This window comes from Pseudomonas chlororaphis subsp. aurantiaca, assembly GCF_013466605.1.
In the GTDB taxonomy this organism is placed as follows: Bacteria; Pseudomonadota; Gammaproteobacteria; order Pseudomonadales; family Pseudomonadaceae; genus Aquipseudomonas; species Aquipseudomonas chlororaphis_I.
Genome location: NZ_CP059162.1, coordinates 1,640,565 through 1,653,762, shown reverse-complemented (window position 1 = coordinate 1,653,762; position 13,198 = coordinate 1,640,565). Strand labels below are relative to the sequence as shown.

At 59.9% G+C, this 13,198-nt stretch carries 3 protein-coding genes; 1 reads left to right on the top strand and 2 read right to left on the bottom strand.

The features are described from left to right. The first annotated feature begins 377 nt into the window (after positions 1 to 377). A complete protein-coding gene (locus tag H0I86_RS07510) occupies positions 378 to 650 on the top strand; it encodes a hypothetical protein (protein WP_180924561.1) in 273 nt (90 codons plus the stop codon). A gap of 255 nt (positions 651 to 905) precedes the next feature. Here H0I86_RS07510 and H0I86_RS07505 read toward each other — a convergent pair whose 3' ends face one another. Together H0I86_RS07505 and H0I86_RS07500 are read right to left on the bottom strand one after the other, a co-directional pair. Then, positions 906 to 1,223, bottom strand: coding sequence for a hypothetical protein (locus tag H0I86_RS07505; protein ID WP_180924560.1), 318 nt, complete (start codon positions 1,221 to 1,223; stop codon positions 906 to 908). Positions 1,224 to 1,228: 5 nt separating this feature from the next. Beyond that, positions 1,229 to 13,183, bottom strand: coding sequence for a two-partner secretion domain-containing protein (locus H0I86_RS07500; RefSeq protein WP_258019415.1), 11,955 nt, complete (start codon positions 13,181 to 13,183; stop codon positions 1,229 to 1,231). Positions 13,184 to 13,198: the final 15 nt, after the last annotated feature.

The window sequence follows — 13,198 nt, the reverse complement described above, 5'->3', positions numbered from 1 at the left end:
ACGCAGAGCAATAAGTTGAGCTACTGCTTGCAATAAAGCAGATGCACTCAACTCACAGATACATCTCGCTCGACTAATCAGAAAAGCCCTACAGCCTGCAGTGCACTCCCCTTATTTCTGCCGACCACAGTACGGTTTACAGTCGTTCGGTCGCCCAGATGGCGACTAGGTTTGGCGACCTGGTGAATGGAGTGCAAAAGATTTCTGATTACAGAAGCTTTTGCACATGCAAAGCTGCTGCTTTATGGCAGTTGTGCGCGGGAGGCCTTCGGGCCTGTCGGTTTTCCATTCCCGGCTCGCCAACCCGCGTACAGCTGCCACCATTCGTTTGGCGACGTTTGAGTGATAGCTCTTTTCAACTGAATGGAGTTACACATATGAACCGCTACATACCTATTACCGGCCACGACTGCAACATCCCCTACCTGCTGATCGATACCCAGGCACCTGTCGATGTGCTGCACGATGCAGCGGCTTATCGCATTCGTGCGGTGACTCAGTTGCTGGAAAACTTTGCGGAACCTGAAAATGCTGGAAGCCACCCTGTGGTTCTTCAGGAGTTGACGTTGGTCTGCACTATTCTGTTGCGCGACGGTTGCGATCTTCTAGATGTAACTGGACGAAGATTACAGGAACAGATTTCAGCCTAAGCAATAGCGGGCGATCTTAAAGTCGCCCGCTTTTCCTTTCGAGGTTTAACGTGCTCCGTCGTTAACTCCCCCATGCCCATTTCTAAAACCAATCAGACCTCATCATCGTACGGCCTATGCACTGGATCAGGCTAAGAGGTTGTAGTTACGCAGGCAGATCTCATGTAGACGAGAACACTAAAGCTTCGACAATTAAGGGTTGTCTGGTGATTACCGCAGAGTAAGAAAGCATCGACGGATTGGCCGAGAATTTTTCTAGTCAAACAATTCATGTCTGAGCAAATCAAACCCTGAACTTAATAAAGACTTTATTTTTTCAGAACGCAGCGTCATATCCACATAAAGTAAAACGGGATAACCAGAGAACATTTGCTCAACAGGCCCTCCATCAAAAGGATCAACATTACCCTTTAGAACAAAGGTTTCCGAGTCATCACTTACAAACTTATAATAGATCCCCCCCTGATATGAGCTCTCCCTCTCCTCAAAATAAAAACCCAACTTCTCTTCAATCTCTGACTTGGCCTCCAAAATAGCCAACCCCTTAAAACCATACAAATCATAAGCAGTCATTTTAATCACTTAGGAAAAATAATACTTGGAGCTCGACTTGTTGCGGAAGGTGTCGAGCCATAGATCATGAAATTAACATCTCGACCAGACTGCTTACTTAGCTGGCTAGCCAGATCATTCAAACCTAACGCGCGTAGGTCCCTTGTACCTAGCGGACCAGTTCGTGAACCACCACTTCTTAACCCAATCCCCAAAGATTCTGCTTTTCGCAAAAGTTCTGGACTTGCCAGCGCAATATCAAAATCACTAGTTCTTCCAACATCAAAGGCCTGTCCAGTTCGATAGCTTTTACCTGTTACAGCGCTCCCCTGAAGAATGGGCTCAACGCTTCCATAGCCAGCCTTCGATAAACCATCTCTGATACTACTGCTGAAACTAGAAAACTCCTTTGCATTCGCAAACCCACTAGGCACAACATTAGAGAAAGCCTTCGCCCCCCCCGCTAGAACAGGGGCTAATGCCCCCGCAATGGCTCCACCATCGCCTACAGCATCCAGAAGGAGCTTACCCCACTGCCCTTGGTTGAGGTACTGCGCCTTCTGAGTGGCACCGGCTGACTCACGCAGACAGGAGATATCCCCGCAATTGAGTCCTGCCTGCTTCATTTCAATTAGCGTGTAGGCCCTACAGAAGTCCGACTGACAGTTCCCCAGCAGCTTTTCGGTGAGAATGCCTTGGGCCTGGTCATATTGAGCCTGCTCGGCAGGCGTAAAGGCATTTTGCTTATCGGCCAATGGTTTCCATTGGTCAAGCGTGTCATGAATACACTGAACCTTACCCTTGCATGCCTCCTCAATCTGCTTAGCCAGCTGCTCTTTTTGATTGTGCTCCAGGTAGTTGTAAGCCGTCCCCTGCTGCGCCACCCATCCTGCAACCTGCTGATCCTTCTCATTTCCTCCCGCAGCCGCCGCAACAGTCATGCCGAGCAGTTGAGACGTCATGGCCAGCACTTGCTCATGAGCAACACCTGGGAAAATCTTGTCCCCAACCATCTGAATCAGGGCCTTGTTGGCACCAGCCGCCAGCGCGGAGGTAGCAAAGCTTCCTCCGGCGGCCTCACCGATCAGCCCGCCAACGATGGCGTGTACGGCGACCTTGGTTGGCAAGCCACTGCCAGCCAGACTGTCGCCCACCTTTTCGTAGATGGCACCGCTCAGGGCATCGGCGGCTAAACCGATCGCGGCCTGGCTCAGGTTGTCTTTGAACTTCCCGCCGTTAACCACCGTTTTCAAGGCCGAATTCACAGCCAGCCGAACACCGATATTCTGACCAGCAATACCGCCACTGACGCCAGCTACTACATAACTCTTCAGGCTGTCACTGGAAGTGACATCCTTAACAACTGCCCCCAGATTGCCTCTGTTATTAATCGTACTGATCGCCGCGCCACTGGCAGCAGACGTCACCACAGCAGTAGCAGCGACGTTCGCCCACCCAGCGGCAGTCGCAGTACCAGCAACCGAGGTGCCGGCTGCTGCCATTGCAGATCCGGAACCTGCCGTTGCTCCAGCCGCTGACCCCAAGGCAGCGCTTGCAGCACCCGCGGTCAACGCCGTCACAATGATGATGACCGCCAACATCGCTCCCTGACCGAGCCCCGAGTGGCTGTACTTGAAGCTTTCGTGAACCTCCTGCACCTTGCGCCAGTCCACATCACCGCGTTTTTCGGCGTCCTTGAGCCACACCAGTTGTGGATCTGCCTGCACCATGGCATCGATGGTCTGGCTCACCGATTTCTGGTCAATGTGCTTGATATCGATCTTCAGGCCATCGACCGCCTTGATCGCCAATTGGCCCTGAGCCACCAATTGACTTTGGCGCAAGGTTTCATCGGTATTGCCTTTACCCTTGGCACTGGTCCACGACAGGCTGTTGCTGCTCTTCTCGTGACTCTCCTGATGCAGGTCCTTCACCCCTTCGAAGGTGATCTGCCCACCGCTTTGCAGCGTGATGTCCTGGCCGCTCTCCAGCTTCGCCGCCTGGTACTTCTGGTCGCCGCCGCTGACCAGGGTCAGGTCGCCTCCCGTCTTGATTTCGCTGCCGATGTTTTTCACATCGGTCACTTCATCGCGTTTGGTTTTCTTCGCGCCGAAGGAGCCCTTTTTCTTCATGTCGTACAGCGAGTAGTCGCTGTCTTGCGCCGCCAGCAGTTCCAGGTTTTCGCCGGCTACCAGGTAGGCTTCATCGCCGGCGGTGATACGGCTGGAGATCAGCGCCATGTCCTTGCCGGCGCTGAGGTCCACATCGCCACCGGCACTGAGGGTCGTGGCGATCTGGCTGACATGGTCTTCCTGGCGGGTGACTTTCTTGGTTTTTTCGTAGGAGTGTTGCTCGTCCGCCGCTGAGGACAGCGTCAGGTTCTCGGTGGCGGCCATGGCGATGTTGCGCTTGGCTTCGATCTCGCTGGCGATGGCGGTGATATCGCGACCGGCCTTCACCGTCAGATCGCGGCCGGCGCTGACCTCAGAGCCGATCTGGGTGATAGCGCTGCTGTAGTGTTTTTTGCCCAGCACCAGGCTCTTGCTGAGCTCGGTGGAGACGATATTGACGTCGCGCCCCGCATCCAGGTCCATGTCCCGCCCGCTTTGCAGCACGCCGCCGGAGTTATTGATGTCGCGACCGACCGACATGCTCAGGTCGTTGGCGGCCTCGATACGCGCGGCGCTATTGGCATAGTCCTTGTGCGAATAGCCCCGTACCACGCTGTCCACCGAGGTGACACTGCGCTCGTTGAGCACATCGCCGCTGATCGTGGTCATCGTCACATCACGCCCGGCGATGATGCCGCCCGCCTTGTTGGTGATGTTGTTGCCCGCCAGCAAGTCCAGGCGATTACCGGCCTCGATCAGCCCGCTGTTGACCAGGTCCTTGCCCGCTACGGCCGACAAGTTGTGGGTGGCACGCAAGGTCCCGACGTTGTCGAGGTTCTGGCCGGCGATCAGGCTCACGTCGTTACCGGCGATCAATGCGCCGGTCGGGCCGAGTCGACCATTGGCCTGGGCCATGTACAGCACCGGCACCAGCACTTTCTCGCCGTTCACTTCGTGCTCTTCGAGCCAGACGATGTCGTGGGTGAGCGCAGCCACCTGTTGCGAAGTCAGGGATACCCCGACCGACAGGTTGAGTTGCTCCTTGCTGGCGATGGCGTTGTTCATCAGGTACTTGAACTGGGCCTCGTTGGAGGTCTGCCCAGCGAGAAACGCCTGGCCGGTGCGCGCGGTGATGGCTTGCTGCACCAGACGTTGTTCGTAGAGGCCATCACCCAGGCGCTTGGCGCTGATGTCCGGGTCGTAACCGAGGCCCGCCAGCAGGTAATCCGAACTCATGAACTGCTTGAGGTCGGTGAGTACCGGGTTGGTTTCGATCAGGTATTTCTGCGGGTTCGGCTTGAACGAGCTATCCGGCAGGCCTTGGACACGGGCCACGGCCTGACTGGCCACCGGGGTGATCGCGCCAGCATTGCCTTCATGCCCCGACAACGCCAGGGTGCCGCCATTGTCGACAGGGGCGCTGACATCGATCGTGCTGGCGCTCAGGTTGCTGTCGGTGGCTTGACGGGTGACCCGGGTCAGTTGTCGATCGCTGGAAGCCACTGGGGCGACATCATCGATCTGGAAGCTACGCGCCTGGATATCCGGCAGGTTCTGTTGACGCTGAGCACTGCTGACCGAGGCGCTGCCCAGGGTCCAGCTTTGCGGCCCGATATTGGCCTGGGTCGCCTGTTGAGCCGACCCGCCTTGGCCACTCAAACGGAACAGGCCGTTCTGCCCTGTCGGCAAGGTGAAGCCGGGCAGGCTCAGCGGGTTGACCTGTTGCTGGGCCAGATCGGGAGGTAGCTGGCTGTTGAGCCTGACAACGGTGGTGCCGGTACCGCTTGCCCTGGTATCGGCGACTTTGTTGGTACCACCGGCGGCGTTGTAGTCCTGGTGGATGACACTGTTCTGCAGATCCTGGGTGGCGGTGATCGAAACATTGCCACCGGCCTGGATCACCGCATTGCGGCTGCCACTGGTACTGACGGTACCACTACTGTCTTTGGCGATTTCAACGTCGCTGAGCTTGGTGAACTGAGAGAACTGGCTCGGCAGTTCAAGCAGGTTGTTCGGGTCGTACTGGGATAACGTCGTGTTCTCGAAGCCATATTTCAGGCCAGGAAATACAATGTTATAGGCGCTGCGTGTATCGACGGTTGCCCCCGTATCGGCGTCTTTGAGAGACACCACCTTGTACGATTGACCGTCTCGCCCCGGCTCTCTGTAATAACCCGATTTGGGTATGGCCTTGTGGATGTTGTCGTCCAGATCCAGGTAATACACATAAGGGAAATCAGGGTTGTTGCGCTGGTTGTAAGGCGTCAGGACATCGGAGAACAGCTGCCCGGTACTGCCCGAGCCCATATCGTAGACCTTGTACAGACGCGTGCGCTCGATGGTCCCGTTCTGCGCGCCGATGTTCTGCAGGCTGTCGGCCGTAATGTTGATATTGCCGCCAGCGCTCACCGTGCTTTTGCTATTGAGAAAGCTGCCGCCCTGGAAAACCAGATCCTTGCCCGCGGTCAGTAGCGCCGAGGCGCTGGTGTCGTTATCGACACTTTCGTAGACCTCACGGGCCGCCAGCGTGAAGGTGTAACTACCCCCTTTGCAGTCATTACATATATTGGCGATAAACCCTGATACCAGCTTGCGACTGCCCGACGCCACCGCGCCATCGGTACGGTTCTGGAACGCATCGGCATTGAGCGCGAATGCCCCACCGCTTTCCATGGAACCGGAGACGTTGTAGATACCCGTGGCCCGGGCAGCTCCGCCGTAACCGCCGATCGCCACGTTGCCGAGTCCGTACAGATCGCCGTTCTGGTTGGTGAAATTGCCGACGCCCAACGCCATGTCCGCGCCGCTGAAAATCAGGCCGTGATCGTTGAGCAGCGATGGGGTTTTCAGATCGAGGTTCTGCGCAGCCCCCAGGGTCCCGGAGTTGACAAGGCTGCCGGCCTCGACAGTCAGACCAGCATTGGAGGTCAGCCGCCCGGCGTTGGTCAGCGGCCCGCCGACCCTGATCGTCGAGTTCCCACCACCGGCCACACTGCCCGCACTGCCCAGACTCATCGAAGCCGCCGTCAACCCCAGACTGCCCAGGCTGCTGTAGCGCCCATTACCGCTATAACTGCCGCCCAGCGTCAGGCTGGCCGTGCCGTCACTGGCAATCAGGCCATCGTTGGTCCAGTTGCCGCCGTTGCCCACCAGGCTGGTGGTGGCCAGCAATTGCCCGCTGCCGGTCTGGACCAGGTTGTTGACGTTGACGGTCAGGCGCCCGGCCTGGATCACGCTGCTGTTGGTCCAGCTGTCGGCAGCCAGCGTCAGCCCGCCCCGGGTGACGAGGCTGCCACCGGCATTGGTGACGTTGGCCGTGGAGATATCGAAGGTGCCGTTGCCTACATGCAACAAGCTGCCGCCTTGGTTCTGGAAGCCCGCGACATTCAGGGTCAGGTCACTGTTGGCGCTTTCCAGTTTGCCGTTGCGGTTGTCGAACAAGCCGCCGATCTGGAAGTCGGTCTTGCCACCGGCCCCCAGGGCCCGAAGCTGGCCGGTCTGGTTGTCGAGACTGGCGGCACGCACGCTGAGGCTGCTGTCGCTCTCGATGATGCCCATGCGGTTGTTCAGGTGACCATTGAGGCTGAGGTCGATCCGGTTACCGGCGATCTGGCCGTCGTTGTCACCGCTGTTGTCGAAATTATTGCCGCTGACTTTGACCAGGCCTTTGGCATACAGGCCACCGTTGCGGTTGTCGAAGTTGGCGGTGGTGATCAGTGCATCGCCGCTCTGGGCCGAAATACGCCCACCGTAGTTATCGATACCGCCCAATACGCTGAGGTTCAGGCGCTCGGCCTGAGCGATGCCGCCCTGGCGGTTATTGTTCAGGTCGTAACCGTTTTTCAACACGCCGACGATACGGGCTTCCAGCGCGCCCTTGAGGCTGGCGAGGGTACCGCCGCGGTTATCGAGGTGGGTGGCGCTGACCTTGAGATCACCGTTCTGGGCCAGGAGCCGGCCGCTCTGGTTGTCGATATCCCCCGTCACGGCCAGGTCCATCGCGCCCTGGCTTTGCAGGGTGCCCTTGGCATTGCCCAGGCTCGCGGCGCTGAGTTCCAGGGTGCCGTTCTGGCTGTATATCAGGCCGTCGCCATTGTTTTGCACGGCGCCCGATACCTGGGTGAGCAGATTGCCGTTGGCTGCTACGGTGCCGCGATTGCGGTTGTCCAAGCCGCCAGCGAGCACGCTCATCAGCCCCTGGCTGACCAGTTGGCCACCCTGGTTGTTGATCTGGCTGCTACGGCTGATCACCAGCGGCCCGCCACTGGCGAGCTTGCCGTTGGTGTTACTCAGGTTGCCGAGCAGGTCGAGGTTCACTGCGCCGTTGCTGACCAGGCTGCCGCCGGTGTTATCCAGGGTCGTGCCGGTAAAACCCAGGGCCTGTTGTGCACTGATTGTCCCGGCGTTGTTCAAGGTCATCGCTTGCATCGTCAGGGCGGCGCCGCTGTCGATCGATCCACCCTGGCTGTTGTTCAGCAGGCCGCCAACGGTCAGTTGCTGACCGGCGCCGCTGGACAGGATGCCGGCGCTGTTATCCAGGCTGGCCGCATTGACGTTCAGCGTTTTCTGGCTGACCAGTGCGCCGGCGCTGCTGTTGAGCAACGCACCGCTGATGCTTGCCTTCAGGTCGCCGCTGCGGCTGGACAACGTACCGTTGTTGCGGTTGTCGAGGCTGCCCCCACTCACTGTCAGCCCCTGCCAGCCAGAGATCAGGCCGCCCTGGTTGAGCAAGGTCTCGCCGGTCAGCCCCAGTTGATTGTTGCTGATCAGCTTGCCGCCGTTATTGTTCAGCACGCGACCAATAAGATTGGTGCTCAGGCTGCTGGAAATCTCCCCGTTCTGATTGTTCAGGTCGCGCAGGCGACTGATGCTCAACGGACCTTTGGCGATCAGCAGGCCGTTGCGATTGTCGAGGTCAGCGTTGGCCAGGTCGAGGCGCACGCCGCTGTCGCCCAGCAGGCGCCCGCCATTCTGAGTCAGCGCCCCCAGGTTCAGCGTGATATCGCCTTTGGCCGAGACCTCACCACCGTTGCTGGAGTTCAGGTTGCTGGCGGTCAGGGCCAGACTGCCCTGGCTGTTGATCAGACCGTTGGCGCTGTTGTTCAGCGCCATCGCATTGAGGGTCACGGCACTGCCACCGAGCAGGGTACCGCCCTGGTTATTCAGGTCAGCGCTGTCAAGCGTGAGGTTCTGTGTTGCGTTGATCAGGCCTTTATTCTGGTTGCTCAGCAGCCCCGCGACAGTCAGGTTCAGATCGCTACGGCTGCTAACGCTACCCTCTGCGTTGTCCAGGCTGTCAGCCCGTACATCGAGGGCAGCCGCGGCAATCTGGCCCTTGAGGTTGGTCAGGGCCTGATTGACCCGCAGGGTCACCGCCTGGTTGCTGAGGAGTTTGCCGTTGCTGTTGTCGAGGCTGTCAGCGGTGAGGCTGAAAGCCTGGGCACTGGAGATTTCGCCGCCCTGGTTGTCAATGCCCTTGAGGTTGCGCAGCAGCAGCGATGGGGCATTGATCAGGCCCGTCTGGTTATTCAGCTGACCTTGGTTCAGGTCCAGCATGAGGCTCGTGTTGCTGAAGAGCTTGCCGCCCATCTGGTCGAGGCCGGTGACGCTGGCTGTCAGTGCCTTGGCGCTGCCGATGACGCCACCGTTGCGGTTGGTGACCTGACCCGCTGCCAGGGTCAGGCTGTCGCCACTGTTCAGGCGACCGTTCTGGCTGTTGTCAAAAGCGCCGGTAGTTACCCCCATCGAACCTTTGCTGCTGATCACGCCTTGTTGACGATTGTCGAGACTGGCGCTGCTCAGCTCGATGCTACTGTCACTGACCAGCTGTCCACCCTGGTTGCCTAGCGCTGCGCTGGCCTTGACCTTCAACGCGCCGGCACTCGACAGGCTGCCAGCGGTGTTGTTCAGGTTGGCGCTGGTGAGGTCGAGCTTGCCTTCGCTGCTGATCAACCCCTGATTGTTCGTCAGGTCGCCGCCCAGGCCCAAGCGCACATCCTGCCCGCTGCGCAATTGACCTGCGGTGTTGTCCAGGATCTGGCCATCCAGGGTCAGGCCGCTCTTGCCATTGATCAGGCCCTGATTGCGGTTCAACACTTGATCCAGGGTCATGGTCAAGCCCATGGCCGCAATGATCTGGCCACTGTCGCTGTTGTCCAGGCGCTTGCCGGTCAGGCCAATGTCGGCGCTGCTGGAAAGCTCGCCCCCCCGGTTGTCGATACTGCCCACCTCGAGCTTCAGCGCTTTTGTGGCGCCGACCAGGCCACTCTGGCGGTTGTCGAGCACGCTGCCGGTCAGGCCCAGGGCGCCACTGGCGACAAATTGCCCGTTCTGGTTGTCGAGGGTGCTGATGGTGGCCGTAACGTCGGCCTTGCCGGCGACCGAGCCGTTACGGTTGTCGAGGCTGTTGGCGGCCAGCAGCACGGCCCCGTCGCCGACCAGGGTGCCACTTTCATTGATGAAGGATTGGCTCACGCCCAGGTCGACATCGCCACGGCTGCTGATCAGGCCGTGGCTGTTGTCCAGGCTGGTGCTTCGGCTGTTGAGGGACGTGGCGGAAATCAACCCGTTCTGGTTGTTCAAGGCCTGAGCGATACGCAAGATCAGGCCCTGCATGCTCAGCAGTTTGCCAGCGCCGTTGTCGAGGTTTTGCGCGGCGAGCGTGAAGGCTTGGGCGCTGGAGATTTCACCGTTCTGGTTGGCGACGTCCTTGAGGTTGTTGAGCACCAGCACGGGGCCATTGATCAGACCGCCCCGGTTGTCGAGCCGACCGTTGTTCAGGTCCAGGTTCAGTCGGGTTTTGCTGAAGAGTTCACCACCTTGTTGGTCCAGGCCGGTGACGTTGGCCGTCAGGGCTTTTTCACTGGCAATCCGGCCGCTGGCGCCGTTGTCGACCTGGGTTGCACTGAGGTCCAGCGTATCGTCGCTGGTCAGGTGGCCACCCTGGCTGTTGTCCAGGAGGCCGGTGGCGACATGGGTCGCGCCCTTGCCGTTGATCACACCGCCCCGACTGTTATCGAGACTGGAACTGGCCAGGGTCAGCCCCTGGTCAGTGACAATCGAACCGCCCTGGTTGAGCAACGCCCCCAGGCTGGTGAGCGACAAGGCACCGGCACTGCCGAGCTTGCCTGTGGTGTTATCCAGGGTGGCGACATTGAGGGTCAACCCCTCTTCACTGCTGAGCAACCCGGCGTTATTGAGCAGAGCCCCATCGAGACGAATGTCCAGCCCCTTGAGGCCGGAAAAACTGCCGCTGGTGTTATCGAGCCGGGTCCCCGTCAGGCCAGCAGTGCCCTTGGCGAACAGCCGGCCCTTGCTCTGGTTGATCAACTGCGCCACCGCCAACTGCAGGTCGGTAGCGGACAGCAGCTTGCCGCCCTCGCTGTTGTCCAGACGCTGACCGGTATAGCTCAGGCTGTTTTCGGTACTGGAGATTTCCCCGGCGCGGTTGTCGACCTGATCGACATTCAGGGTCAGTGCGTTGGTGCTGCCCACCAGGCCACCGTTACGGTTGTCGAGCGCCTTGCCCGTCAGCAACAGACTGCCTTGGGCTACCAGCGCACCACCCTGCTGGTTCAGGGTATCGACAGCAGCGGTCAGGTCGACCTGACTGGCAATCCGACCTTTGCTGTTGGTGACTTCCCGGGCCTTGAGCGTCACCGGACCGACCGCACTGAGCAGGCCGCCGCTGTTGTCCAGCCGCGCGCCTTCGTAGCCCATCGCCGCCTTGCCGGTCACCACGCCCTTATCGCGGTTATCCAACTGTCCGACCAGCAGTTTCAGATCCTTATCGGCCTGGATCAGCCCTCCCCGGTTATCCGCCAGGTCGCTGCGCAGGGTCAGTCGATCCTTGCCAGACAGGCTACCGCCACGGTTATCCAGGCTACCGGTGGTCAAGTCGATGCCACCGGCGGCTCTGAGTTTTCCCCGTTCACGGTTATCGAAAGCGCCGGCGACCGTGCCCGTCAGGGAGCCATCGACCGCCAGCAACACGCCCTCGGCGCGGTTGTCGAGACTGCCAGCGTTCAGCGTCAGTGCCTTGCCGGACCCGAGCATCCCGCCCTGGTTATTCAGTGCCCCGCTCAGCTCGATGCTCAGCCCGAGATCCCCGGTCAGTTGCCCCTGGGTGTTGTTCAGACTGGCCGCTTTAAGGCTCGACAGGCCGGCGCTGGCCAACGTGCCATCGGTGTTGTCGAGACTGATACCTTGGACCTTCAACACTTGGCCGGAAGTCATCGAACCAGAGGCATTGTTGATCGCTCCCTGACTGTTCAATGTCAGGCTGGCACCAGCGGTCAAGCGACCGCCCTGGTTGTTGAAGGCACCGCTGGCATTGATATTCAGAGCGCTGCCGGCCGCAATCAGGCCGGCGACGTTATCCAGGGAGGCAACACTCAAAGTCACCCCGGCAAGGCTGGAAATCTCGGCCCCCGCGTTACCCAGCGCGGCCAGGTTGGCGACCAGCTCGCCATTGCTGCTTACCAGCCCGCCCTGGCTATTGAGCAACTGGTTGGCATTGAGATTCAGGTTAGCGCTGCTCAGCACCCGGCCCTTGTTCTGGTTATCCAGGGTTCCGGCGCTGAGGTTGGCGCTCTGCCCGGCACTCAAGGTGCCACCCTGGTTATTCAAGGCTTGCGCCGCGCTGACCGTCAGGTTGCGGCTGGCGACCACGCTCTTGCCGCTGTTATTGAGGGTCTGCGCGTTCAGGCTGACGTCGCCGCTGGCATTGCGGCTGTTGTCGGCGTTGACCCCGGCTTCGATGATGCCGTTGTTGGTCAGACGGCCGCCGGCGCTCAGGCTGATGCTGTCGCGCGCCACCAGGTTTTGCTGGCTATTCAGATCGCCTTGGGTCTGCACGCTCAGGGTGCCGCCGGCATAGACCGGCCCCTGGGCATCGAGACTGGCGGCCTTGACCTTGACCGCACCGTTGGCCGCCGAGGCCTCGACCATGCGCAACTGCCCGTTGGCGTCGAGCTGGATATCTCCGCCACTGGCGATCAGCTTGCCGTCGAGTTTTACCCCCACCCCGGCTTCCGTGCCCACCAGCTTGATCGCCCCGGCATACATCCCGCCCAGGGCCGAAGAGTCGATCGCCAGTTCCGGCTTGGCGCTGCCGTCGTCGGCACGTGCTGTGGCGTTCAGTGTCTGGGCGTTGACGTCGTTGCGCCCGGTGACGATGCTCAGGTTTTTCGCCTGGATCTCGGCGTTGATCTTGGCGCTGCGGGTGATGATTTCGAAGCGGTCGACGTTGCTGGCGTTGAGCGTCGCGCCCTCGATGGTCACCTGCCCCTGATCGACCTGATATCGGCTGAGCTGGCCGTTTTCGATCACTGGCTTGCCGGTGGTCAGGGTGGCTTTCGGGGTGTTGATGAAGCCGCAGCCATTGCAGCTGATGCCATAGGGGTTGGCGACGATCACATGGGCCGACTGCCCCGCCACTTCGGTATAGCCACGCAGCTGGCTGGGGCTGCCACCGTTGACTTCGTTGAGGATGGTTTGCGCCGCGACGCCCTTGAGGTTCGGGTTGCCGACGATGATCCCGCCCAGCTGGGTGCTTTGCGTGCGGTCGGTGGCGTTGTTGAGGATCACGCCCTGCTGGCCGACGTTGTAGTCGTGGAACTGGTTATGCGACAGGCCGCTGCCATTGGGCGCAGCGATATTGACGATGGGCACGCCGTTGCCCGCCTGCCCCAGGCTGGTGCCCGGCGCGCTGACCACGATGCCTTCCGCCTGGGCCCACAGCGGTTGCCAGAACATGGCATTGGCCAGGATGAACGCCAGGCCGCGCTTGGGCATGCCCCAGAAGCGCTCGCGGGTTTTCAGGGCAGCAGAAGGCTGACGGGCCAGGAAGGCGAATTGGCGAACGTCCATGTCGAAGTCTCGAAA

What these genes read in the sequence shown, in the direction of transcription:
- H0I86_RS07510 (WP_180924561.1), top strand. Translation starts at nt 378, where the DNA reads ATGAACCGCTACATACCTATTACCGGCCACGACTGCAACATCCCCTAC.
- H0I86_RS07505 (WP_180924560.1), bottom strand. Translation starts at nt 1,223, where the DNA reads ATGACTGCTTATGATTTGTATGGTTTTAAGGGGTTGGCTATTTTGGAG.
- H0I86_RS07500 (WP_258019415.1), bottom strand. Translation starts at nt 13,183, where the DNA reads ATGGACGTTCGCCAATTCGCCTTCCTGGCCCGTCAGCCTTCTGCTGCC.